At 33.6% G+C, this 24,001-nt stretch carries 25 protein-coding genes; 5 read left to right on the top strand and 20 right to left on the bottom strand.

The features are described from left to right. Positions 1-83 precede the first annotated feature (83 nt). A complete protein-coding gene (locus IJE64_RS00775) occupies positions 84-518 on the top strand; it encodes a hypothetical protein (RefSeq protein ID WP_292780645.1) in 435 nt (144 codons plus the stop codon). On the opposite strand, the gene IJE64_RS00770 is transcribed toward IJE64_RS00775, so the two are convergent. The 11 genes from IJE64_RS00770 to IJE64_RS00720 form a co-directional block, all read right to left on the bottom strand. After that, positions 519-1,535: an alcohol dehydrogenase catalytic domain-containing protein gene (locus IJE64_RS00770; protein ID WP_292780642.1), complete on the bottom strand. Its 1,017-nt coding sequence runs from the start codon at positions 1,533-1,535 to the stop codon at positions 519-521. Further along, positions 1,528-2,238 carry a 2-C-methyl-D-erythritol 4-phosphate cytidylyltransferase gene (locus IJE64_RS00765; RefSeq protein ID WP_292780640.1) on the bottom strand — a complete coding sequence of 237 codons (711 nt, stop codon included), beginning with the start codon at positions 2,236-2,238 and terminating at the stop codon, positions 1,528-1,530. The genes IJE64_RS00770 and IJE64_RS00765 overlap by 8 nt, the downstream gene beginning before the upstream one ends. A 6-nt stretch (positions 2,239-2,244) precedes the next feature. After that, positions 2,245-2,832 carry a class I SAM-dependent methyltransferase gene (locus IJE64_RS00760; protein ID WP_292780637.1) on the bottom strand — a complete coding sequence of 196 codons (588 nt, stop codon included), beginning with the start codon at positions 2,830-2,832 and terminating at the stop codon, positions 2,245-2,247. Positions 2,833-2,929: 97 nt separating this feature from the next. Beyond that, positions 2,930-3,532 carry a class I SAM-dependent methyltransferase gene (locus IJE64_RS00755; protein WP_292780635.1) on the bottom strand — a complete coding sequence of 201 codons (603 nt, stop codon included), beginning with the start codon at positions 3,530-3,532 and terminating at the stop codon, positions 2,930-2,932. A gap of 309 nt (positions 3,533-3,841) precedes the next feature. Beyond that, positions 3,842-5,065 (bottom strand): bifunctional ornithine acetyltransferase/N-acetylglutamate synthase, encoded by a 1,224-nt coding sequence (argJ, locus tag IJE64_RS00750; protein ID WP_292780633.1) that lies wholly within the window; start codon positions 5,063-5,065, stop codon positions 3,842-3,844. A 32-nt stretch (positions 5,066-5,097) separates the two neighbouring features. Then, positions 5,098-5,514, bottom strand: a complete 417-nt coding sequence (locus tag IJE64_RS00745) for a hypothetical protein (RefSeq protein WP_292780630.1) — start codon at positions 5,512-5,514, stop codon at positions 5,098-5,100. 21 nt (positions 5,515-5,535) lie between these two features. Next, the gene (locus IJE64_RS00740) at positions 5,536-6,738 is read right to left on the bottom strand and encodes a hypothetical protein (RefSeq protein WP_292780628.1); all 1,203 of its coding nucleotides are present in this window, start codon (positions 6,736-6,738) and stop codon (positions 5,536-5,538) included. Continuing rightward, positions 6,731-7,756 (bottom strand): Zc3h12a-like ribonuclease, encoded by a 1,026-nt coding sequence (locus tag IJE64_RS00735; protein ID WP_292780625.1) that lies wholly within the window; start codon positions 7,754-7,756, stop codon positions 6,731-6,733. The genes IJE64_RS00740 and IJE64_RS00735 overlap by 8 nt, the downstream gene beginning before the upstream one ends. A 63-nt stretch (positions 7,757-7,819) precedes the next feature. Then, positions 7,820-8,563 carry a metallophosphoesterase gene (locus tag IJE64_RS00730; RefSeq protein WP_292780622.1) on the bottom strand — a complete coding sequence of 248 codons (744 nt, stop codon included), beginning with the start codon at positions 8,561-8,563 and terminating at the stop codon, positions 7,820-7,822. Positions 8,564-8,569: 6 nt separating this feature from the next. Further along, positions 8,570-8,920, bottom strand: a complete 351-nt coding sequence (locus IJE64_RS00725; protein WP_292780619.1) for a nascent polypeptide-associated complex protein — start codon at positions 8,918-8,920, stop codon at positions 8,570-8,572. A 90-nt stretch (positions 8,921-9,010) separates the two neighbouring features. After that, positions 9,011-10,150: an aldo/keto reductase gene (locus IJE64_RS00720; RefSeq protein WP_292780616.1), complete on the bottom strand. Its 1,140-nt coding sequence runs from the start codon at positions 10,148-10,150 to the stop codon at positions 9,011-9,013. Between the two features lie 133 nt (positions 10,151-10,283). Between IJE64_RS00720 and IJE64_RS00715 the strand changes: the two genes are divergently transcribed. Next, a complete protein-coding gene (locus IJE64_RS00715) occupies positions 10,284-10,820 on the top strand; it encodes a DNA-3-methyladenine glycosylase I (protein ID WP_292780613.1) in 537 nt (178 codons plus the stop codon). Between the two features lie 8 nt (positions 10,821-10,828). On the opposite strand, the gene IJE64_RS00710 is transcribed toward IJE64_RS00715, so the two are convergent. The 5 genes from IJE64_RS00710 to IJE64_RS00690 all read right to left on the bottom strand — a co-directional run bounded on the left by IJE64_RS00710 (position 10,829) and on the right by IJE64_RS00690 (position 17,239). After that, the gene (locus tag IJE64_RS00710; RefSeq protein ID WP_292780610.1) at positions 10,829-11,944 is read right to left on the bottom strand and encodes an ATP-binding cassette domain-containing protein; all 1,116 of its coding nucleotides are present in this window, start codon (positions 11,942-11,944) and stop codon (positions 10,829-10,831) included. Positions 11,945-11,948: 4 nt separating this feature from the next. After that, positions 11,949-12,737 carry an ABC transporter permease gene (locus tag IJE64_RS00705; protein ID WP_292780607.1) on the bottom strand — a complete coding sequence of 263 codons (789 nt, stop codon included), beginning with the start codon at positions 12,735-12,737 and terminating at the stop codon, positions 11,949-11,951. A gap of 45 nt (positions 12,738-12,782) precedes the next feature. Beyond that, positions 12,783-13,583, bottom strand: a complete 801-nt coding sequence (modA, locus tag IJE64_RS00700; RefSeq protein ID WP_292780603.1) for a molybdate ABC transporter substrate-binding protein — start codon at positions 13,581-13,583, stop codon at positions 12,783-12,785. A gap of 355 nt (positions 13,584-13,938) precedes the next feature. Continuing rightward, positions 13,939-15,321: a glutamate synthase-related protein gene (locus IJE64_RS00695; RefSeq protein WP_292780601.1), complete on the bottom strand. Its 1,383-nt coding sequence runs from the start codon at positions 15,319-15,321 to the stop codon at positions 13,939-13,941. 163 nt (positions 15,322-15,484) lie between these two features. Next, positions 15,485-17,239: a YhgE/Pip domain-containing protein gene (locus IJE64_RS00690; protein WP_292780599.1), complete on the bottom strand. Its 1,755-nt coding sequence runs from the start codon at positions 17,237-17,239 to the stop codon at positions 15,485-15,487. A gap of 272 nt (positions 17,240-17,511) precedes the next feature. On the opposite strand from IJE64_RS00690, the gene IJE64_RS00685 reads away from it, so the two are divergent. Continuing rightward, positions 17,512-18,990 (top strand): hypothetical protein, encoded by a 1,479-nt coding sequence (locus tag IJE64_RS00685; RefSeq protein WP_292780597.1) that lies wholly within the window; start codon positions 17,512-17,514, stop codon positions 18,988-18,990. A gap of 20 nt (positions 18,991-19,010) precedes the next feature. On the opposite strand, the gene IJE64_RS10640 is transcribed toward IJE64_RS00685, so the two are convergent. The 3 genes from IJE64_RS10640 to IJE64_RS00675 form a co-directional block, all read right to left on the bottom strand. Next, a complete protein-coding gene (locus IJE64_RS10640; RefSeq protein ID WP_342764982.1) occupies positions 19,011-19,124 on the bottom strand; it encodes a symporter small accessory protein in 114 nt (37 codons plus the stop codon). Next, positions 19,124-20,734 carry a sodium:solute symporter gene (locus IJE64_RS00680; RefSeq protein WP_292780594.1) on the bottom strand — a complete coding sequence of 537 codons (1,611 nt, stop codon included), beginning with the start codon at positions 20,732-20,734 and terminating at the stop codon, positions 19,124-19,126. Before IJE64_RS00680 ends, IJE64_RS10640 begins: the two co-directional genes overlap by 1 nt. A 116-nt stretch (positions 20,735-20,850) precedes the next feature. Next, positions 20,851-21,645 carry a tetratricopeptide repeat protein gene (locus tag IJE64_RS00675; protein ID WP_292780591.1) on the bottom strand — a complete coding sequence of 265 codons (795 nt, stop codon included), beginning with the start codon at positions 21,643-21,645 and terminating at the stop codon, positions 20,851-20,853. A gap of 229 nt (positions 21,646-21,874) precedes the next feature. On the opposite strand from IJE64_RS00675, the gene IJE64_RS00670 reads away from it, so the two are divergent. Next, on the top strand, positions 21,875-23,176 hold the full coding sequence (locus IJE64_RS00670; RefSeq protein ID WP_292780589.1) for a phenylacetate--CoA ligase family protein: 1,302 nt from the start codon (positions 21,875-21,877) through the stop codon (positions 23,174-23,176). An 8-nt stretch (positions 23,177-23,184) separates the two neighbouring features. Next, positions 23,185-23,616, top strand: coding sequence for an amino acid-binding protein (locus tag IJE64_RS00665; RefSeq protein ID WP_292780586.1), 432 nt, complete (start codon positions 23,185-23,187; stop codon positions 23,614-23,616). A gap of 86 nt (positions 23,617-23,702) precedes the next feature. On the opposite strand, the gene IJE64_RS00660 is transcribed toward IJE64_RS00665, so the two are convergent. After that, positions 23,703-23,981, bottom strand: coding sequence for a hypothetical protein (locus IJE64_RS00660; RefSeq protein ID WP_292780583.1), 279 nt, complete (start codon positions 23,979-23,981; stop codon positions 23,703-23,705). Between the last annotated feature and the right edge of the window lie 20 nt (positions 23,982-24,001).

Here is a 24,001-nt window from a genome sequence, read left to right as displayed (position 1 = left end):
AAGATTACGAAGTTAGAACAAAAATTATACGAGAAACATTTTATGACAACCGAAGGATAAAATGTTGTGTAAGTGCAGAGGAATTGCAACTTGACGAAAATGTTTATCAAGGTGGAGACATATTTAAAACTAAAGATGATGAGTTTATTGTTCTGGAATTGCAAATGAAAGATTTTGACGAGGATGAACTTGTAAAATATGTTGAATTCGCAGAAAGTTTATATGAAAAACAACACCAACCCGTTTCAATTTACATAATCTGTCCAGGGGACATCAACATCTACGTTAGGGAATTTGAAATAAAATCAGAAGCCTGCTTCACAATCAAACTGGCAAAAATTGATGAAGACCCTGCGGCCATAATCCTAAAAATGATAAAACATAAACTTAGAAACAATGAGGTACTTGATGAAGATGATTATCATGCTCTGGAAATGATACCCGTAATATGTGAAAAAGAAAAAAGAAACTACTATAGAAGAGAAGCATTCAAAATAATTAATAGACTTCACTATTAATCATTTATTCCATTTTAAAATTGTCTTGCCGAATTTGGAAATATAATCCTTATCAAATGCTTCTTTTAAATCATCTAAAGAGTTCACTTCGCATACATTGGTGATTAATTTTTCCAAATAATCAAATAGCTTAGGATTTTTTGAAAGCATTTCAACAACACCAACAAAATCTTCCCTATCAGACCTGCTATTTCCCTGTATAGTCAATCCTTTCTCTAAAACAAGCCGAGTGTTAAGGGGAATAGGATATTCACTTACACCAAATAGATTGATTGTTCCTTGAGGGTTAATTAAATTTATTATTTGGTCAATGGCTAATTGGGAAGCACTTGAACCGACACATTCAAATCCATGATCAACAGCGAACTCTTCGGGCACGTCATGAATCCTATAAATCTCATCGGCAAACGAAAACAAATCAAGATTATCCTGATGCTTGCCGAATATAATTACTTTAGATTCAGGAAACTTTTCCTTTAAGAGCAATGTTGTAATAAAACCTAAGTTTCCATCACCCCAAACACCCAGCACATCTTTTGGAGTAACGCATATCTCTTCAAATTTGGAAATTCCCTGATAGGCAACAGTGATTAACTCAATGAAAGCTGAAACTTGTAAATTAAAATTTTCAGGAATTTTCACAACCCTATCGGATTCCAATTTAATCAAATCAGAAGTAAATCCATCAAATCCGCTGCCTCTGAATTTAGATTTATAAGAATAATTGGCTCTGCAAACATCCTCTCCAAAAGGAGTGTTAGGAATCATCACAACTTTGTCGCCAGATTTGAAATTATCTTCACTGTCAAAGACAACTTCGCCGATTCCTTCATGGATTAAAGCCATTGGTAACTTTTTATCTAATATTTCTGCAGGTCTTGACCCCTGATAGTATCTTTGGTCCGCCTGACAGATGGACAAATAAGTTGGTCTGACGACAACACCATCCAATTCAATTTCATCTATTGACTCCTCAAAAAATTTTGGAGATTTTAATCTGTAAACAATGTTAATCATGATTATCCTCAAGTATCGTATTGGCTAATTTTAAATCGTAAGGGTATGTGATTTTAATATTTGTCACTTCACCCTCCACTAGATATACATCTTCACCTTTCAATGTGAAAATTTTACAAGCATCTGTTAGAATATTGGTTTCATCTTCGGTTAAACTATTAATCAATGAAGAAAGTTTGTTTATATTGAAGCTCTGTGGCGTTTGGCCTTGGTAATAATTTGACCTCACAGGAATGTTTGAAATTTTCTCACCGTTCACACTTTCGACAATTGTATCTGTAGCCGGAACAACTGTATCGCAGGCCCCATATTTTTTTGCAGCATCGATGTTGTCCTCAATAATCCTATGAGTTACAAAAGGCCTTACCGAATCATGGGTTATGATAATTGATTCATCATCCATTCCGAAATTTTCATCAATATAACCAATACTGTTTATCAGGGTATCGTTTCTTGTTTTACCACCCTCAATAACTACAATCCTAGAGTTATCATCAATATATTCCTCGATTAAATGAACAGTATGATTGATAAAGTTTTGAGGAGTTAAAACGATGATTCTGTCTACGCTTTTATTGATTATGAATTTTTCAATAGTGTGAATAATTACCGGGCGGTCGCCAAGGGGCAGGAATTGCTTAGGAGTGTCCGTTCCCCCCATTCTAGATCCAATACCTCCTGCTAAAATAGCTGCAAAAATCATCTGCGATTACTCCTTTTGAAATATTATGATATAATGGGACTTGCCTTCAGGAATTTTCTCACCAATGTCCACGTTCAAGTAAACTTTTTTAAGACCATGCTTAACAAATAGCTCCTCTAGTTCAAAATGAGAAACTCTAATATCAACTGGAGGTCCTTTTTGCATTTCAATCGGCTTGAATTCCATGATGGCAATTTTTCCATCATTCTTTATTAGTCTTTTAAGTTCTTCTATCACATCAGCTCTAATTTCTGATTCCTTAAAACCATGGAATACATTAAGCATTAAAATAACATCGATTGAATCATCATCAATTAAGGATATTCCTTTAGTGATGTCCGCTTCAATCGGAATTAAGTTTTCGATATTTTTTTCACTTTTATACTCTTTTAAATCTTCAATAGCCTTATCATAAATATCCACCGCATAAACGGTTCCCTCCGGAAGATATTCATCGATTGCTTTAAGTGAAATATAACCATCACCGCAGCCAACATCCATAAATGTTTCATTGCCTTTGAAATTCAATTCTTTAATAATCTCATCAGAGTTTAGAAAGGTCGCACTTGACTTTCCATGATGCTTATGTTCCATATTAATCACCATATTTAATTAAATATTAATCTTTAAAAAATAGTATTTAATTATTTTCAATTTAAAAAAAAAGAGGAAAAAAATTTTAGAAAAAAAACTAATCTTTCTTAAACATTATTAAATAGTGGGACTTTCCTTCAGGAATGTCTTCCCCTATTTCCTCATTCAAGTAAATCTTTTTAAGTCCATGCCTATTGAATAATTCTTCCAACTCATCAGGAGAACTTCTCACTTTTGTTGGAGGTCCATTTGGAACATCCCATGCCTTATAATCCATAATGACTATTTTACCGTCATCAGAGACTATTCTTTTAAGCTCTTCGATAGCTTCATCCAATTTTCTAGATGCTTTAAAACCATGGAAAACATTCACCATCAATACAATATCAATTGAAGAATCTTCAACTCCAGGAATGCCTTCAGTGATGTCCGCTTCAATATTGATTAAATTTTCAACATTGTTTTCTTTCTTATATGCTTCCATATCTTCAATGGATGCATCATAAATATCTACTGCATAAACTGTTCCTTTATGATTATAATCTTCCAAAACTTTTATCGCATTGTGTCCATCGCCACATCCAGCATCCATAAAAGTTTCATCACTCTGAATATCTAATTCTTTTAAAATCTCATCGGAATCCAAAAAGAAAGCGCTTGAAAATCCATGAGCTCTGTGTCCATTTTCCGGCATCATCATAATTTCACCTTAATTATAATTTCTTAAAAAAATAGTATATAATAATTTTCAATGTGAAATCAATTACAAAACAGTGTAAAAATAGTTAAAAATAAATAAAAAAAGTTAAAGAGGATTATTTTTTCCAAGTTTGTTTTACTCCTCTGCCCCTTTTACTACCAGGTTTGGTATAACTTCTTTTTTGCCTGGTTCTTCTGTTAGTTCCTTTAACTTTTGCCATATTTTCCCCTCCTTAAATTTGATAATAATAATATTAGAATTATTGTATAACAAAAAAATATATGTTTTCAAGATATTTAAAGCTTTTCTTTATGTGGTGTATTCTGCATTTATTTTAACATAATCGTAAGTTAAATCACAACCCCAAGCGGTTGCTTCACCATCACCTAAATCCATATCCACATTTACAATAACATTTTTTGACTGCATTATCTTTTCAGCTCTTTCAAGATAAGGAGTTCCTTCAAATGCCAATATTTCACCATTTTTAACTAGATCCACTTCATCGGCATCATCTGCAATAGCTATTGTAACAATGTCGGGATTTAAATCACAGCCTGAATAACCAATTGCCGCAACAATCCTGCCCCAATTTGGATCGCCGCCAAATACTGCAGACTTAAAAAGGCTTGATGATATAATGGATTTTGCAGCAAGACGCGCATCATTTAAATCTTTTGCACCAAAAACATTTGCTTCTATGAATTTTGTAGCTCCTTCACCATCACGAGCCATTTTTTTAGCCAAATCAATGCATAGATAATTTAAAGCTTTCTGGAAATTCGAATCAATTTCACCATCTTTTATTACTTCCACACCTGATGCCCCATTTGCCATCATCAAGCAAGTGTCATTAGTACTTTCATCACCATCGACAACAATCATGTTAAAGCTGGTTTCAACCGCCTGTTTTAATGCCTTATTAATCTCCTTAGGAGGAATAACTGCATCAGTTACAATAAAAGATAACATTGTTCCCATATTTGGGGCAATCATCCCACTTCCTTTTGTAATTCCAGCAATTTTAACTGCCTCTCCAGTTGTCAAAGTAACTTCAACAGCGCATTCTTTTGGAAAAGTGTCTGTAGTCATGATAGCTTTTGCAGCTGCAAGAGAATTCTCCGCCCCATTTCCTAATTTAGAAAGAGATTCGTAAGCCACTTTAGAGATGATATCAATAGGCATTTCACGACCAATAACCCCTGTTGAGGCTATTGCAATTTCACTAACTGGTATTTTTAAATCTTTAGCAACCAGTTCAACTAAGGTTTCACAATCTTTGAACCCCTGTTCACCAGTAAAGCAGTTAGCATTACCGCTATTTACAAAAACAGCAGAAACAACACCGTTTTTAATTACATTCTTAGTATACTTAACTGGAGCTGCAACGACTTTATTTGTAGTGAATACTGCAGAAGCATTACTATCCGGACAAAGAATAATGCTTACTCCATATTTCCCTTCTTTAGCTCCAGACACCTTAAGATTTTCAATTACTGAAAATCCACCATCTAGATTTCTAATAAAACTCATAATAATCACAAAAATCAATAAATTATCATAAATTAATTTGAATTTCTACTATGATTTGAAATTGAACTTGACTGATTTTGATTACTGTCAGCCGAATCTGGACTATTATAAACGACAGGGCCTGAGTCAGTTACATTAGTAACCATCTGGTCTGTAACATTTTCATATTGGGTGGTATTTTCATCCACACTTCCATCATCAAAACTCAAAGAGATTCCGGCGGCCGCTCCGATAATAAATGCAATTAATGCAATAATCATTACAAGAACCAGCTTGCCATTATTTTTTCTTTTCTTTTTTTGCTTCATGTGGGGTGGAGAACTACGATTCCTGTTTGATTTAAATCTATTATTTTTTGACTTAAATCTAGTGTTTTTTCGACCACCTCGAGGAGAGGAAGAACCGTTTCCCGGCCTTAATACTCTCTTATCGTCTTTTTTTCGTCTCATAGTAATTCTCTTCTTAATTTATCATGCCACAAGTGCATAAACTAAAGCCAATATAATTCCAATAAATCCAAAGATGCCTAGTCCTAAAATAGACATCAAATATACAAATACGAATACAAATATGAAAACGCCAATTAATTTAGATTTTTCATTTTCAACCAAATTAATCAAGGTTCTTGTAAATTCGGATGGAATATTGTAAGCATATAATCCATTAGCTAATTCAAACACCACCAATGATAAAGGAGATGTGGAGTCAATATTATCAACAAGTTGAGCCCTCTCGCCTGCTTCACGCCTACTTCTACCAACACCTGCTCTAATCTTTGCACCATTATCAAGAGCAAACCAAGCGGCATCAAGTCCTGCACGAATAGCTAAATCTTTAGATGGGAATCTTGCAATAAAATCATCCCCTCCTTCCCTATAACCTTCTAGTTCACCTTCACATTCCGTTTCGATGAAATTTTTTATTCCAGTCATAAGGTCAACAAGTTGATTTCTACCTTTTTTATCTATGAATTTAGTGGAATCGATTAAATCGATGAATAAATAATTTTCCAAATCAATAGGTCTAGATTCTCTAAGCAAAAACGGTTCATCAAAAACTAAAGCGTATTCACCGCCAAGCTTTGTAAATGCAATGCCTGGAAAACTCCCAACATTTTGAGTGTAGTGAATAGCTCTCTCGATTGAAGCGGCACCAGTCATTCCTACAGCCGAAATAACCTGAATTCCTTCTGACAATCCTATACCTATAAGTTCGATTGCAACACGAATAGCATCGTTTTTACTTAACATTTTTGCAACAAGTTCTGTTGCAGTTTTTTCGACAATTTCTCCTTTTTCATTTTGAATGATCTTAACAAATATATTAATTAAATTAGAAGGATGTTGAAGTTCAATGTACAAATAACGGTCACTACCCATGATAATATTACTTACTAAAGCATACTCTTCAATTTTATTTTCTGCAGGTTTCAATTCGTAAAATGTGTAATCTGTTGGAATGTTTTCGGCTCCAACATCACGAATCAAGTTCTGCAAAATCGTATCTGATGTGATTTCAGCCTTTTCAAGTTCAAATAGAATGGTTTGAGTATAATTGAATAACTCTACATATTCCGTTTCAAGATTATTGGTTGGAAAAAATTTTGTTCCAACTGAAATGGGAGTGAGTTTAGTGGTTGTTTTAATTAAAGACTTAGTAAAAAAACTAGTCATCAAATGATCCTCCCTTCTCCAGCTCTATCTCAAATTCACCTGGTTTTTCTAAAAGCATGTCTGGTTTAACAGATACAAAAGGAAACTTCCATGACCCAAGCCTACCAGCTATAGTACTTGCAATATTTCTGGAGTTTCTTTTAATGAATACTTCATCATGAGCACTTACACGAACCAAAATATTATATGGCGCATTTTCAGTCACTTCATCCGCAAGCAAGATATTTAATTCAAAATTACCTGGTTTAGTGAATAAATCATTACGAACTGCAATTAGAGGCTTTTTCTCAAGACCTAATCTGTCAGCTATAGTGACTGAAATATTGCCTGCATTTTTAACGGCAAGTTTGTAATCTTTAGGATGAACCAATACAAAAATCACATAAGGAGCGGCAATTTCAACATCATCAACCATTTCTACAATTTTATTGAACATTGGAATTTTTGAAAAGATGTTTTCCAGTTTAGATTCAGTGTTGCTCTCATTATCAATGCGGATAATAGCCTGTTTAGCTATATTTAATGGAGAAATCTCCAATCCCTCTTTACCTGTATAGATTTCCCATCTTTTAAAGTTTAATTCCTTAATAATTTCATCACAAATGTGTTGAAGAATGTTTTTGTCTTTTTTAGGCTGTTTTGGTTTTCCGAATGTGAGCCTATTATTATCTATCACAAATGGAATCCTCATTGAAGAGATATTTCTAAATTCGGCAGCATAATCTCTAAATTTATCATTAGATAAAATTTTTGCTTTTTCATTAGTGGCAATTTCAAGAATAAAATGATCTGCATCATTTCCAGCAGGAACTTCTTCCACATTCTCACTTTCCAATAATTTTGAGAATTTTTCCTTATCATCAATTTCATGACGGAGTGATGCATCAGCAATAATTACAAATTCATCTTCACCTTCTTCTAATGCTTTAACAGCAGCAAGAATATTAGCCATTTTTGGCTGGCCATTTTCGTTTTTTACATAGTGTGCTACATTAGAAGCATCAACGACAACTTTCATAATATCACCTAAAAAATTATTCAGTATACTATATTTATTTTATTCAATATTTAAATTTTATATTTATAATCTATTTCTTGGATATTTTCCAAATAAAAATTTTTCGCCACCGACATTATGGAGGAATATTTCAATTTCCCTATCTGAAATATTGTAAACATTATAAGAATTGCAATTTTTTCCTCTCAGCTTGCTAGAACATAATGAACCTGCATTAACGACAATAGAATCATTGATTCTCCAAATATTGGGAACATGTTTATGCCCTGATAAAACCATGTCCACTTCATGAGTGGTTAATGTCTTTAAAATATCGCCTGCATCAGATAAAACATTACGTTCACGACCTGTTTGAGGTATGGAAATTACATGGTGATGTAAGGCCACAATAGAAAAATTTTCATTAATTACACATTCATCTAATTGATGTTCTAACCACATATGCTGAGGAGCACCAATATGGCCCCTATTCTCATCTGGAGAACTACTGTCAAGGCCAACAACAGTGAATTTTTCACCTAATGTCAATTTCCAACTTCTCTCACCTATCAATTCTTCAAAACTTTGATAACCTAAATTACGAGAATCATGGTTTCCAGGAACAGCGAATAAAGGTGCTTCAAACATCGCAAGATATCTGGTTGCTTGTTTATATTCAACATGATATCCATGTTCCGTGACATCCCCTGTTAAAATAATCATATCCGGCTGCAAGTGATTTATCTCGCTTACAGCTTGCATGAACATTTCCTCATCAAATTCAGATTTGCTGACATGCAAATCAGAGATATGTGCAATGATTGTCATTTTTATCTATTGATTTAATTTCATGATAGCTTCTGCTAAATCGCCTTTACATTCTTCAAGTGCAGCCCTTGCTTCATCTTCAGAAACATTAGCGCTATTGGCCACCATTTCAACATCTTCATCAGGAATCTCTACTTCATATTCAAGTTCCACTTCACGTGCTTTACCTTCAACTTGATAAGTTTCCTGACCCATTACATTCATTAAACTTACACTAGGATCATCGATGATTAACTCTTTATCATCAAAACGGATAATTACTTCACGAACACCGTCAAGGTCTTCCATCTTCATACCCATCTTTTTCATTTGTCTTTCCATTTGTTTCATTTGTTTTTTATTCATACCAGGTATCATTTTAAAACCTTCAATCAATTAACTATAAATAGATTTAATATTAATTATTATTAAAATTTGCTCCCATTTATAAAAAAATAAAAATATGGATTAATCTGTGAATCCATAACCTTCAGTTTCGAATGTTTTTGCAACATCTTTCAAGACTTCAGGAATATTGATTTGCTGAGGGCATTCTTCAATGCAGACCTCACATTCTATACAATCTGAAGCTATTCCAACATCCGGAAGCTTAGAATAATTTAAATATGCATTTCCATACTGTGTCCAATCGTTTTCTCCCTGCATTTTATGCTTATTGTATAAATCGAAGAGTTTGGCAATGTCAATGTCTTCAGAGCAAGCATCAACGCAGTATCTGCATTTTGTACAGTCCACTGTAATGTTACTGTTAATTATCTCTGAAACTTCCTCTAGAATTTTCAATTCAGCATCATTTAACGGATTTGCATTCTCGAATTCTTTGATATTGTCTTCAAGCTGTTCCAGACTACTGGCTCCAGTTAAAACAACACATGCATCCAGATTAGCTACAAATCTCATCGCCCAAGAAACGACAGACCTATCAGAATCATATTCTTTCATGATTTTCTCCGCTTCTTCAGGCACATCAGCTAAAAATCCGCCTTTATAAGGTTCCATTATCATTACAGGTTTGCCGTATTTTCTTGCAACTTCCAAACATTTCCTAGATTCTATTCCTTCATCTTCCCAGTCAAGATAATTTATCTGGAGCAGGACAAATTCTAATTCGGGATGTTCGAATAAAATTTCTTCCAAAAATTCGGCATTTCCATGTGTGGACAATCCTATATGCTTAATGCATCCCTCTTCTTTTTTCTTATTGATGAATGAGTACAAATCAACATTTTTCCATGCGTTTTCCGTATATCCACTTACATTATGCAACATATAATAATCAAAGTAATCAACACCACAATTTTTAAGTTGTTCAGCGAATATTGGTTCCAATTGCGATTCTTCAGTAATTACAAATAAAGGCAATTTAGTAGCTATCTTAAATGAATCGCGAGGATATCTTTCAACTACGCTTTTCCTAAATGCAATCTCGCCTATTCCCTCATGATAAATATATGCAGTGTCAAAGTGATTAAAACCTGCATCCATATATGCATCAACCATCTGGTTAACTTGATTATAGTCAATCTTTGTAAAGTCATTTTCATCCAATAGCGGAAGCCTCATCATCCCAAAGCCCAAATTTGTCATACTAATCCCCTCTTCTTAAAATAATTTTATACATTTGATGCAGAATATGCAATTGCTTTATCTTAACGTTTAAATCTAACGTGATTTAATGTATGATAATATATTTAAGTGAAGTCTATAATAAGTATTTATCATGAATAAAAAGCGATGCGATTGGGTAACTGATGATGAAGTTTATATAAGATATCACGACGAAGAATGGGGAGTTCCAACCCATGATGATAGAGATTTATTTGAATTGCTGGTTTTGGAATCATTTCAAGCAGGATTATCATGGATTACCATTTTAAAAAAGCGTGAAAACTTCAAAAGAGCATTTGACAATTTTGATGTTGTGAAAGTGGCCGATTATAATGAGGATAAAGTTAATGAGTTAAGAGAAAATGAGGGGATAATCCGCCATAAAGGCAAAATTACTTCAGCCATCAACAATGCGCAAGTATTTATTGCAATTCAAAAAGAGTTCGGAAGCTTTGACAAATATATTTGGAGTTTTACTGATGGAAATGTTATAAAACATGAATATTTAACCGAATCAGAGTTATCTAAATCTATTTCAAAAGATTTAAAAAAGCGAGGAATGAGATTTGTAGGCCCAACAATAATCTATTCCTATCTTGAAGCTATTGGAATCATTGATAATCATCAAAAATATTGCTTTAAATTTTAAAAGAAAAATTAAGATAGTTTAAATGTATTATAACTATCTAAGATATTTACATTAACTGATTTAAAGATTAAATACACATCACTACCCATGTTTAAATCAAGATTTTCAAATGAATTTCTTGTTAAAATTCCTTTAAATAATATGCCTTCAACATCAGTTTCAACATTAACAATAGGTCCTGATTCATTTATTTTAGTAATCTTACCTTTAAGTTGGTTTCTTGCAGATGATTCGAATGTGGATTTTGCAAAAATTATATTTTCAGGCCTAATTGCAACTAAAACATTTTCTCCAATAACTTCATGGGATGCCAAGTTACAATATTCATCATCAGTACTTTGAATTTCAATATTTTCATTTAATTTCACTGTAACGGAATTTTGTTTGGTGTTTATTATTTCTCCATCAAAGATATTGTTTACACCTACAAAACTAGCCACAAAATCATTTGCCGGCTTTGAAAACACTTTATTGATATAGTCCAATTGATGAAGAATGCCATCTTTCATGACCCCCACCTTATCTGCTAAGTTCCATACGTCATTAAAGTTATGAGTCACATGAAGAAATGTTGTTTCATACTTCGCACCTATGTCTTTAATCAAGGATGTTAGTTTTGCCTGTGTTGTCACATCCAATGCAGAGAAAGGTTCATCCATCAAAATAATATCAGGCCCAACTATGAGTGCGCGTGCAAGGGCAGTCCTTTGAGATTCTCCACCACTTAACGTTAATATGTCCCTATGAAGAATATGTGAAATATTCATTGTTTCTGCAATGTTTTTTACTTTTTTGTCTATTTCCTCTTTTGATAAAGACTTGTCCTTTCTCAGACCATATGCAATATTGTCATAAACATTCATATTCGGGAACAATACATGGTCCTGATATACGATACCAATGTTTCTTTCTTCTGGAGGAACATCATTTAACACATTTCCATCAAGTTTTACAGTTCCTGAATCGGGTTGATAAAATCCAATTATCGTTTCAAGTAGGACAGATTTTCCAGAACCGGTAGGGCCGATTAAAACTACATATTCTCCCTTTTCAATTTCAAAACTAATATCCTTTAGGTGAAACTCACCAAGATCAACATTTAAGTTCTCAATTTCCAAATACATAATTTCACCTATGATTATAAGTTTCAGGAGCATATTTCTCCATAATGGCAATTGTAATAACTGATATTATTACTAAAATAATGCCTGCAGTAATCGCCAAGTCCATATTTCCTGTAGATAAATGCAAATACATTGTAATTGATAATGTATCCGTTTTTTGCAATATGCCCCCACCAACAAAAAGCACTGCTGCAAAAGTGCCTATGCATCTTGCAATTGTAATAATGATAGTTGCAAATAAACCTTGTTTAGAAAGAGGGAGCGTAATATTAAAGAAAGTATCCACATCACTGTAACCTAAACTTCTTGAAACAAATTCATATCTGGGGTCAATATAATTAAATGTCGAATGCAACATTTTAATTGCATATGGAAGAGCAACCAAAAACTCGGCTATAATTATACCAACGCTATTAAACACAAGCTTAATTCCCAAATCATCTAACCAACCCCCAATCCCATAGTTTCCCAAAAACATTAAAAGAGCAATACCCACAACAATCTCTGGAAGAGCCATAGGGATATCTAAAATTATTCTAAAAAACCATTTTCCCGGAAAATCAAATCTAGTTAAACTATATGCCATTGGAATGCAGCAAAGAATAACTAAAGTCGCAGATATTAAAGATGTGGAGATGGTTAACCAGATAGAATAAGCAAGCTCATGTGAGAATAAAGATTTTACAAAACCTTCAGGGGTTGTCACCAAAAACATGCTTCCAATGACTAAAAATAAAATTAAAGTAATAATTACAGTTATGGAAATAAATGAGATTTCAAATTTTGAACGCATAAACTCAATCCTTAATTAAATTTGAAAAAAGAAAAAAGGAGTTAATTATAATAATTCATATCCCCATTTTTCAAATAAAGCATGTGCATCCGGATCGTTAGTTACAAAGTCCACAAATGCATGGGAAGAGTCCTCATCTTCAGTAAATGTTGTAACCGCAATAGGAATGGTACTTATCTTGTTTTGGTCTTCAGGAATTTCAATCACATCAAATTTACCCTGATTATCAGACCATGTAGTCATTGCTTTCCAGACGATTGTAGCGTCAATCTCGCCGGAAGTAATGTAAGTTACAAGTTGATTGACTGTGGTTGTTGTCACTGTAGGATCAACAGTAACATTAGATTTATTTAAAATTTCCTGTGAAGACTTGCCAATAGCTGGGCCTTCAGGATCTCCTAAACCAACTTTCACATCATCTCTCGCCAAATCCTCTATTCCGGTGATGTTTTTAGGATTTCCAGGTTGTACAATAATAACCGGAATGTTCTTGGTTACATTTTTTACAGTGTCATTTTCAACATAGCCGTTTTCTATAGCTTCGCCCATGTATTTGTATGCAGCTGGGAAGAAAACATCCCCGTCTCTTTGAGTTTCCATGGTGGAGAACAGTTCACCACTTCCACCATACCTCATGTTTACTTCAATATTAGGATATTTTTTATTAAATTCCTCTACCAAATCGTCCCCAAGTTCTGAAAAACCCGCTCCTGCATACACAGTAATGGAGCCCGTTTCATTAGAACCCCCATTGGTATTTCCAAATGCTCCTGTAAAGTAAGCAATGCCTATAACCGCAATGACTGCTATGATAACCCCAATCATAAATATTTTCTTATTCTCCATAATGTACACACCAATTCTAAATATAACGTTGTGAAAAATACTTATATCAGTTATATTTTTTTGTAATGTAAATATAAAAGTTTTGTTGTGAAAATAAGAAAATATAATAATATCGAAAAATTAAATCTCCATTAAATAAAGTTAAAACCTATAAAAAACAACTTTTAAGTAAAATAACGAGCATTACTATAATTCACAACACTCCATCAAAAATCGAAATAAATAAATTTACTATTGAAATCACTGAAAACTAAGTTTATGTAGAAAATGCAAATTCAATGACATTGCACCAAATACCAAAAGTGATAAATAACCACAACATCATCAAATGCATCATCATTTCTACAATATTTAATTAAACATGTTTAATATCCGTGAAATCCGATATTTCAGAGTTGGTAGTGCACAAATCATCAATATTTAAATCATGCACATCATCATGTCCAGTGATTCTTGCAAAGGTTTTTAACTCTTCAGTGGATACCTTAAGATAGTTTTCAACCCTTTTAGCTGAAACATCTATTTTTAATCTTTTTCTCAACTCATCATCTTGAGTTGCAACACCAACCGGACACTCTCCAGTATCACAGATCTTATACTGTTGACAAGCGGCCGCAATCATTGCCCCTGTTCCGACAGCAACTGCATTTGCACCCATAGCCAGAGCCTTTGCAAAATCAGAGGATACCCGCAAACCCCCAGTTATTGTTAAATCAATATCACTTCCATGTTCATCCAAGAACCTGCGAGCCCTTGAAAGAGCGTAAATTGTTGGAACGGATGTTGAATCCCTAATCAATTTTGGACTTGCACCGGTTGATCCTCCACGCCCGTCAATTGTAATGAAATCAGGCTCTGCATATATCACATGCTCCAAATCATCTTCAATCCGGCCTGCTGCAAATTTCAAACCTATTGGCCGTCCATCAGAACATTGCCTTAACTCCTTAACCAATTCCTTTAAATCCTCTTTTGAATTGACCTCGGGTATTGTTGCCGGAGAATGAATATCCTCACCAACAGGCTTTCCCCTCACATCTGCAATCTCCGGAGTAACCTTTTCACCCTGAAGCTGACCTCCAAGACCAGGTTTTGTAGATTGGCCAATCTTTATCTCAATTGCATCTGCATTCCTTAGATTATCATCTGTAACCGAGTATTTATTTGGAACATATTCAAAAATATATTTATATGCATTTTCCATCTCTTCTGTTAATATTCCTCCCTCACCACTGCATTGAGCGGTTTTAACGGCTGCACTGCCTTTTGCAAGAGCGATTTTAGTTTCCCTTGAAAGAGCACCGAAAGACATGTGAGTTATATAGATTGGACTTTCAATGACTAATGGCTTTTTGGCATTTTTTCCAATTATTGTTTGGGCATTTACCTCGACATCGCTTTCCAAGGGTTGTGGATTTAGCTGACAACCTAAAAGCAAAATATCATCCCAGTTTGGCATTGGAAGTTCAGTATACATTGCAGCAACAATGCTTTCACCTGTAATGGCCATCTGATGAATTGCATCCATTGCCCTTATGTCTTTATCGCTTTTTGCATAATTCTTATCATAAGCTAATTCTGTGTTTATCTCTATATTTTCACTGGATTTGGAATTTTCAACCTCAACGAATTTGGAAATGTCCTGTTTGCATATTGGACATTCATCTAGCTCATTTAAAAGTATTCCGGTTGCTTCTTCGTTATGTATGTGACCACAAATTGTACATTTGTATATCATAATACCACTTCCATTTGATTTAATGTGATGAATGATACTATATATAGTTATTTGTAAATTTGATTGAATTGACCCTACGATTTAACCAAGAAAAAGAATTGAAAATAATTTATAAAAAAAGTTGTTAAAAAAAAATAAAATAGAAAATAGAAGTTAAAAACTTCTAAAATAGTCCGCTTTCTTCTAATTTTTCTTCAAAGTATTTTGAACGTTTATCCGCTCTTTCTTTAATAAATATTGCAACAATAACAGTTACAATACCGATAGCTAGAAGAATAATTAATGCAGGTATGTAATTAGACCAGACCACACCCAACTGTGCTTCACGCATTAATGATATCGCATACGTCATCGGCATATACGGATACAATGTTTGGAAAAACGGATGCATGATTTGAATCGGATAAATTCCACCTGTTGCAGATATTTGAAGTACCAATAAAACTACACAAATACCTTTTCCAACAGTTCTGAGTGCAGAAATTATCGAGTATATCAAAATCATGAATATTACCGACACTAATATTGCGGAAAATATGAATAACAGATAATTATCTATATAGACCCCTAAAATACAAGCCCCAATTATCGTTACGCATGCCTGAAATATGCTCATTATAATGTATATCAATAGCTTACCGGCATACATCTCAAATGGAGAATACTTGGTTCCGACACTGGATTTAGGCTCTATCATGACACATGTAATCAAAGCACCAACCCACATTGACAGCACAATATAGAATGGAGCCACATTAGATCCATAATCCGGTACTGAAAATACTTCATTTCTTTCCAATTTTATAGGGGCATAGAAATATTCTCCAAGCATGGTCTCATTAATTCCAGTTATGTCTGAAAGTGAATTAGCGGAAGCAGATAATGCACTTGCTGCAGTAAATAGCGCTTGTGATGCAGACGATGAAAGTAATTGAGCTCCAGCTGCAAGGCTTAATGAACCTTCAGCCAATTCTACAGAACCTGCAGCCAAATCATTAGCTCCATCAGCTAATTGCGATGAACCTCCAGCAAGTTGAGAAGAACCGCTGGCCAGCTGACTACTAGCATTTGCAAGCCTCATATTTCCGTCTACAAAATCCCTCACAGGACCATCAGGCAATAATGATGGGTCAACAGTGGATTGCAATTCTTCCGAACCTTGTTGAACTTGGTCTGCACCTTGAGAAACTGCTGACGAACCTTGGCGAATTTGATCTGCACCTTGAGAAACAGCATTGGACCCACTTTGAACCTGACCTACACCATTTTGAACCTGGCCTGCACCCGAAGATATTAGTGATGAACCTGCCGCAAGTTGACTTCCACCACTGGCTAATTGGTTTGCGCCTGAGGAAAGACCAGCTTGCAAATCTCCAAGTTTTCCATATGCTGCCAGATTTATGATTTGAACTATTCTCGCATTAAGATTCATATAAACAGCATTTGCACCAGAATCAGTTAATTTGGTTGCCACTGGATTTGATTTGACATTTACAACATATTCAAGTTTTGCCTGTTGAGGGTCATCGCCCATAATCGAAACTATATTCGAACTCAGATTTTTGGGTATTATAATTCCAGCATAATACTTGCCCTCATAAACGCCTTGCCGCAGCTCATCTTCCGTGACAAATGTCCAATTAAACTTATCATTATTCTTAAGATCGCTAACCAGTTCATTTCCAACATTTATTTCCACACCATCAAAGGAAGCTCCTTCATCAAGATTGGCAATTGCAAATTGAATGTCACCAGTATTCCCATAAGGATCCCAACATGCCTGAATATTTAAAAGGGCATAAAGGGACGGCAAAATAATAATTGCAATCAATACAATTGTCACTATAGGATTTGAAAATGCACTCTTAAAGTCATTCTTCATTATCTCAACAATATTGCCTACATCTCTCCCACTCATTTGATACCTCACTTAATATATGCTATAGGAAGTCTTCACTTTTCATATGTTGGAAAAATATTAAAATTGATTTAAAAATTTATTAAATCAAATCACAATTATTCAAATTAAAATATATTAATTTCGACTCCCATTTTAAACTAATAATATAAGATTTATTCTTAAATTTATATAAAACTATGTATTTTAACTTAAAAATTGCTTTAAATCATCCAAACAAATAAATAGGTAAAACAAAAAAAATTATATACATTGATATAGGGAGTTAAACAATGAAATTTAAAGGATTATTACTTGTTATTTCGTTGATTCTATGTATATTGTTTAGCATTTCTTGTGTTGCGGCCAGTGATGTTAATGATACAGTAACCAGTGCAAACGAAGTAACTGAAGATGGAAATGGTGATGTTCTTGCAACATCACAAGACGATTTACTGCTGGATAGTGATGATGGAACTTTTACAGCTCTGCAAAAGAAAATTAATAACGCTTCAGTTGGCGACATCATTACTTTAGAAAGAGATTATACCTACAATGAAGGATTTAGCGATGCTGGAATAGTTATTGCAAAAAGTTTAACTATAAATGGTAATGGACACACTTTAAATGGATTGTCTAATTCTCGAATTTTTTTCATAACCCCCGGTTTGATAAACAACAACAAGGTTACATTAAACGACATTAACCTCAAAAACGGCAATGCTGAAATTTACGGAGGGGCAATATTGAACTTTGCAAATTTAACAATCAACAATTGCGCTTTTACAAATAATCATGCAGGAACTGCAGGTGGAGCAATTAATTCTTTAGGATGGTTAAATGCAAACAATTGCATCTTTTATAAAAATTCAGCTGATGGCAGTGCAGGAGCCATGTTTTCACTATCAATTGAATCGGTCAACTTTTTCGATGAATTCGACAAAGACATAATTGGAGAAAATTTAACAAAAGCCATCTTAGCAAAACTCATCTCCGAAATCGATTTGAACATCAAATTTGGAAAAGAATATGTGTACAACTGCACATTTACAAAAAATAGTGCTAATGCAAATGGCGGTGCATTATATGCATTTACCAACATAGACATTACTTCCTGTACCTTCAATTCCAATAAAGCTGGTGAGAAAGGAGGCGCCGTATTTGGAAATATGGACTTATACATAACAAATTCCAAATTCAACAGCAACACCGTTTCATTGTATGGTGGAGCTGTCTACTTCAAATGCCATGAACAAAGCGGAAGCTATATAAATGGTACCTGGACTCCTAAAATCGTGTATTATTCTAATCTAATACAAGGCTCAACATTCACCAAAAACTCTGCAAGCAAAGGTGGAGCAATATATGGATTTAGACACTCCGACAGTGACAAGATACACTGTGCAAAAGCCGTTAAATGTACTTTCACTGACAATAAAGCTCAAACAGGAAGAGACATCTACGGCGGAACTACATCAAACTGCGTGTTCAACTATTTGAAACTAACCTTGAATACTGTCAGCGTTAAAAAATCTGCAAACAAACTTGTTTTAACAGCAGCACTTAAAAAAGGGACTACATTAATAAGCGGCAAACAGATTACTTTTAAATTTAATGGTAAAACTTACAAAGCTAAAACCAACACAAAAGGAGTTGCAAAAGTAACTATTGGAAAAAATATACTTAAAAAGCTTAAAGTAGGTGCAACCATTAAATATCAAGCAAAATACTCTTCATTAAGTGTTACAAAAACAGCTGTAGTTAAAAAATAAAAAAAATAGAATGGGGGAAATTAATCTCCCTTATTCCAATTTACAATACCATAAACAACACATAAAAGTGTGGATAATATAATTCCAAGATATACACCCCAAATCCATGGGTCTTCAATACCTAAAATTCCCATTATGCATCACTTCCTTTTTTGTCTATGTTTGAAAATGCCTTATCTACAACCTCATCTGCAGGAGGTTTGGTAAGTAAACTTACTATAATTGTACATAAAGCAGAAAACGGCACAGCTATTAACATCACATCAATAAATGGCCATGGAGCATTAGGCAATATTGTCTCTACACCTAAAATGAATTTACAGATTCCAAGCCCTACTGCAGTCTTTTTAAATACAAATATTAACCAGAATAAACTGACGAATGTTCCTGAAAGAATACCTGCAATGGCCCCCAGTCTTGTAATTCCTTTCCAGTAAAGTGCTCCTAAAAATACTGGCAGGAATGCCGCTGCACAAATTTCAAAGAACAAACTTGTTCCAAGTGCAACTACACTTCCCGGAAGTGAATATGCCATAATTAATGCCAATATAATAGCTACTAAAATACCTATCCTTGATATGGAAACATCATCCAACTTTCTTTTTGTTTTATCTCTCAAAGTTGAATATATGTCCACACCAAATGCAGTTCCTTGGGTGTGAAGCTGTGAGGATATTGTAGACATTGCAGCTGCAATTAAAGAGAGCAGGAAAATGTATACAAACCACTCCGGCAATGCCATTGTAATGAATGTTGGAATAATCTTATCGATATTTCCTCCAACAACATCCACTGCAATCTGACCTAATTTATCGAAGAAATAAACATTTGAAAGTGATCCTACAATATATGCTGTAGTCGGCATGATTGCAATGAAAATACCTCCAATTAAAACAGACCTGTTTAATTCCTTATCTGATTTAACTGTCATGAACCTTACAATTAATGAAGGTTGAGCAAGCACTCCAATACCTACACCGATAAGAGTGGATGAAACCAAAGACCACCAGAATGGAGTTCCAAATTCCGGAAATGCCGTCCATCCCGTTCCGCCCGTTGCAATAGCGTCGGCAGGATACAAATTAACCATATTCGAAAGTGCAGTATTTGCAGTGTCAATTCCTCCAAGCAACCAATATACAAATACAAGTAAGAATACCATTGCAAGAACCATGATTGTCCCTTGGAGCGCATCGGTATACATTACACCACGTATTCCACCGAATAATACATAAAATGTAATAATAATTGATAAAATTAACAGTGCAATACTGAAATCAATTAATAGAGATGATTCTAAAAATCTTGCTGCCCCGATTAATACTACTGCCGCATAAATCGGCATTGCACAGAAAATAATCAAACCAGAAGCATATTGGATAAATTTACTATCAAAACGTTTTCCTAAAAACTCAGGGAATGTAAGTGATCCTAAAGCATGACCCATTCTACGAGTTCGTTTTCCTAAAAATACAAATGCGATGAATACTCCAATAATAATGTTCAAGAATGCTAACCATAAAACACTCATACCATATTCACCAGCAACCCCTCCAAAACCAACAATAGCTGCTGTCGAAATAAAAGTAGCTCCATAACTCATTGCCATGATAAATGGATGCGTATCTTTACCAGCAATCATAAAGTCTTCAGAGGAATTAGTTTTTTTGTATGCATAATAACCTACAAAAACAAGTGCAAAAATGTAGATTATAAATACAATTGCCAAAATCATTACGTCCATAAATAATTACCTCTAAAAAAAATATTAATACAAAATAATATTTACAATATTTAATTTAATAGATGAAATTATTTAAACATTACTATTAAAGTACATTGATGTACATTTTTGTACAATCACATTATTACAAAACCAACATCGTTTATGATTCCGTATTTTATGCCGTTTCGTTCATAATCAAACAGCAATTCAATAGCCTCACTGACAGACACATCACCCTCTTCAATGAGATGGACATTGACATCCAATTTTTCGCATAATTGATTGAAAACGACTGTCTTAAGCATTTCACATATGTCATTTTCAAATTTACCCCCATAATCATCAATTATATCCACACAATCCCTCAATCTCCCAGAATACATTTTCAACAAGAACACATGGATAACAATATATTTATCCTCATCAACCATAGTTAAAAGTTTATCAGCACAATTATTGATTATATCATCATTATTCAATGCTATTGCAACCAACGATTTTTCATATAATGCTTCTTCAAAATCCTCATCAACTGACAAGGCAAGATTACAAAATCTTAAAGCTTTTTTAAACTCACCCAAAACCTTATAAAACCTAGCCACATCCAAAATCATTTGTTTGTTGTCCTTTGCAATAATGCGTTCAAAGTTTTTCAGAGTTTCCATAGCTTCAACTTTTTCACTTAATGCAATGTGACATCTGATTTTTTCATACAATAACAGCTCATCAGCAGGCTCTTCCTTTAAAAGAGATTCAATAATGAATAATGCTTTGTCATATCGCTCCAATTCCATCAAACAAGTAATCTTAAATATCAAAACATAATCATAATCTTCATCGTCCTCATCTACAGCATCAAAATAATTTAATGCCTTTTCATAATTTTCATTATTAAATTCGATTCTTCCTCTGTTAATTTTAGAATCCATATTAAACACCGGTTAAATTTATTTTTAAATGATTATAAATACTTTATTGAAAAAATAAAGTAAATATTTACATTATTTAGTAAAATAACACTCTTAAATCAATATGAAAATTTGAATGTAGACAATGAACCTAAATTAACCTAAAAAAAACTAAACAATATTATAAACTTTATATTAAATGAATATCAAAATTAAACAGTGAATAAAAAATTCATAAAATAGGGATATCATGTTTTGGAATGAAAAATCAGAATGTATGGATAAAGACGAAAAAGAGAAAATTCAACTTGAAAGATTGCAAAAAACTGTAAAAATAGCATATGAAAATGTTGAATTTTACAAAAGAAGATTCGATGAAGCGGGCATTAAGCCAGAGGACATCAAAACTTTAAAAGATATTGAAAAAATTCCATTTACAACTAAAAGTGATTTAAGAGAAGCTTATCCATTAGGTTTACTTGCTGTTCCTCGTGAAGAAATTGTAGAAGTTCATGCATCTTCAGGCACAACCGGAAAACCTACCGTTACCGCATACACCCAAAATGACTTGGACATTTGGGGAGAATGTATTGCACGTGGACTTAAAATGGCAGGAGCAGAAAAAGAATACATTATTCAAAATGCATATGGATATGGTTTGTTTACTGGAGGATTCGGTATCCATCATGGAGGAAATAAAATGGGAGCAATCACAATACCAATATCTGCAGGAAATACGCAAAGACAACTTGATACAATGGTCGATTTCCAAAGTGATATTTTAACATGCACCCCCTCTTATGCAATGTATCTTGGTGAATCAAGAGAAAAAGCAGGAATCTCTCTAGATGACATAAATCTAAAAGCAGGAATTCATGGAGCCGAAATGTGGACTGATGAGATGAGAAAAAGAATCGAATCATCATTGGGAATTAAAACACATAATATATACGGCCTAACTGAAGTCATGGGGCCAGGTGTTGCTCAAGAATGCAAATACCAAAATGGAATGCACATCCAAGACGATCAATTTTATCCAGAACTGATTAACCCCGAAACTGGTGAAACCTTGGATTATGGCGAAAAAGGTGAGCTGGTATTGACTTCCCTAACCAAAACAGGAATGCCAATTTTAAGGTTTAGAACAAAAGATTTAACTTCACTTATAGCTGAAAAATGTGAATGCGGAAGAACCACAGTTAGAATGACAAGAATCACTGGAAGAAGTGACGACATGTTGAAAATCAAAGGAGTCATGGTTTTCCCATCACAAATCGAAAAGGCATTGCTTAAAATTAGCGGCATAAGCCCTAATTACATGATTCATGTAACAAGACCAGACATATTAGATGAAGTTGAAGTAAAAGTAGAAGCATCCAAAGAACTATTCTCAGATGAAATGAAAGAAATGGAAAGAGTTGAAAAAGAGATTCAAGCATCCATTAGATCAGAAACCGGTTTAAGAGTAGATGTTACAATCTGTGAACCGGAAACACTTCCAAGAAGTGAAGGTAAAGCTGTTCGCGTAATTGATGAAAGGAATTTTGAATAGGTGATAAAATGGCAGTGAAACAAATTTCAATTTTCGTGGAAAACAAAGAAGGTAGAATCAAAAAAGCTATTGATACACTAGCTAAAGAAAACATTAATATTCGTGCACTTTCAATAGCCGACACTACAAAATACGGAATTTTAAGACTAATCGTTTCAGACAATCAAAAAGCAATAGAAGCTCTTGAAAAAGACAATTTCATTGTAAAGGAAAATGAAGTGATTATCTTATCTGTTCCAGATGAACCTAATGGATTAAACTCTACATTAGCTGTTTTTGATGAAAAAGGGATTAATCTAGAATATTTATATGCATTTGTAAGCAGCAAAACTGATGAAGCTATTGTAGTGATGAGATTGGAAAACATGGAAAAAGCCATCGATGCTTTAAATGAAAGCAATGTTAAAATTTTAGATGAAAACGACATTAAAGATTTATAGAAAAGATTAATTTCTTTTCTACATCCTATTTTTAAAGATTAATATGCATTAAAAATATAGTTTAAAAAAAAATAGTAAAAGAATAACTAAAATTCTTTTAATAAATTAGCTATGTCTTCTTTAGAATAACCTAAGCGTACAAAAATGCTTTTTAAAGGTTCGGTTTCAGGAATAACGCCTAATTCTCTCCAACTTTTAAAATCATTACTCATAATACCGTTGATTAATAGTTGGATAGTAATTAAATCATCACTTTTAACAGCTATAAATGCATCTTCATCTTCGAAAACATTATCTGGGTCAATTAATGTCAAATTACCTGCAATATCTTTTTTTACAATAGCATTGTCAATTTTATAAGCCATAATACCACAACTTTATTATC

This window comes from Methanobrevibacter sp., from assembly GCF_017409525.1.
Lineage (GTDB): Archaea > Methanobacteriota > Methanobacteria > Methanobacteriales > Methanobacteriaceae > Methanocatella.
This window is presented reverse-complemented; position numbering and strand designations above follow the sequence as displayed.

Coding starts and splice junctions, on each gene's coding strand:
- IJE64_RS00675 (WP_292780591.1), bottom strand. CDS start 21,645: ATGGATTCTAAAATTAACAGAGGAAGAATCGAATTTAATAATGAAAAT.
- IJE64_RS00695 (WP_292780601.1), bottom strand. CDS start 15,321: ATGATATACAAATGTACAATTTGTGGTCACATACATAACGAAGAAGCA.
- IJE64_RS00760 (WP_292780637.1), bottom strand. CDS start 2,832: ATGGAACATAAGCATCATGGAAAGTCAAGTGCGACCTTTCTAAACTCT.
- IJE64_RS00725 (WP_292780619.1), bottom strand. CDS start 8,920: ATGATACCTGGTATGAATAAAAAACAAATGAAACAAATGGAAAGACAA.
- IJE64_RS00660 (WP_292780583.1), bottom strand. CDS start 23,981: ATGGCTTATAAAATTGACAATGCTATTGTAAAAAAAGATATTGCAGGT.
- IJE64_RS00730 (WP_292780622.1), bottom strand. CDS start 8,563: ATGACAATCATTGCACATATCTCTGATTTGCATGTCAGCAAATCTGAA.
- IJE64_RS00735 (WP_292780625.1), bottom strand. CDS start 7,756: ATGAAAGTTGTCGTTGATGCTTCTAATGTAGCACACTATGTAAAAAAC.
- IJE64_RS00705 (WP_292780607.1), bottom strand. CDS start 12,737: ATGCGTTCAAAATTTGAAATCTCATTTATTTCCATAACTGTAATTATT.
- IJE64_RS00665 (WP_292780586.1), top strand. CDS start 23,185: ATGGCAGTGAAACAAATTTCAATTTTCGTGGAAAACAAAGAAGGTAGA.
- IJE64_RS00770 (WP_292780642.1), bottom strand. CDS start 1,535: ATGATTAACATTGTTTACAGATTAAAATCTCCAAAATTTTTTGAGGAG.
- IJE64_RS00715 (WP_292780613.1), top strand. CDS start 10,284: ATGAATAAAAAGCGATGCGATTGGGTAACTGATGATGAAGTTTATATA.
- IJE64_RS00745 (WP_292780630.1), bottom strand. CDS start 5,514: ATGAGACGAAAAAAAGACGATAAGAGAGTATTAAGGCCGGGAAACGGT.
- IJE64_RS00690 (WP_292780599.1), bottom strand. CDS start 17,239: ATGAGTGGGAGAGATGTAGGCAATATTGTTGAGATAATGAAGAATGAC.
- modA (WP_292780603.1), bottom strand. CDS start 13,583: ATGGAGAATAAGAAAATATTTATGATTGGGGTTATCATAGCAGTCATT.
- IJE64_RS00765 (WP_292780640.1), bottom strand. CDS start 2,238: ATGATTTTTGCAGCTATTTTAGCAGGAGGTATTGGATCTAGAATGGGG.
- IJE64_RS00710 (WP_292780610.1), bottom strand. CDS start 11,944: ATGTATTTGGAAATTGAGAACTTAAATGTTGATCTTGGTGAGTTTCAC.
- IJE64_RS00670 (WP_292780589.1), top strand. CDS start 21,875: ATGTTTTGGAATGAAAAATCAGAATGTATGGATAAAGACGAAAAAGAG.
- IJE64_RS00685 (WP_292780597.1), top strand. CDS start 17,512: ATGAAATTTAAAGGATTATTACTTGTTATTTCGTTGATTCTATGTATA.
- IJE64_RS10640 (WP_342764982.1), bottom strand. CDS start 19,124: ATGGGAATTTTAGGTATTGAAGACCCATGGATTTGGGGTGTATATCTT.
- IJE64_RS00755 (WP_292780635.1), bottom strand. CDS start 3,532: ATGATGATGCCGGAAAATGGACACAGAGCTCATGGATTTTCAAGCGCT.
- argJ (WP_292780633.1), bottom strand. CDS start 5,065: ATGAGTTTTATTAGAAATCTAGATGGTGGATTTTCAGTAATTGAAAAT.
- IJE64_RS00680 (WP_292780594.1), bottom strand. CDS start 20,734: ATGGACGTAATGATTTTGGCAATTGTATTTATAATCTACATTTTTGCA.
- IJE64_RS00740 (WP_292780628.1), bottom strand. CDS start 6,738: ATGACTAGTTTTTTTACTAAGTCTTTAATTAAAACAACCACTAAACTC.
- IJE64_RS00720 (WP_292780616.1), bottom strand. CDS start 10,150: ATGACAAATTTGGGCTTTGGGATGATGAGGCTTCCGCTATTGGATGAA.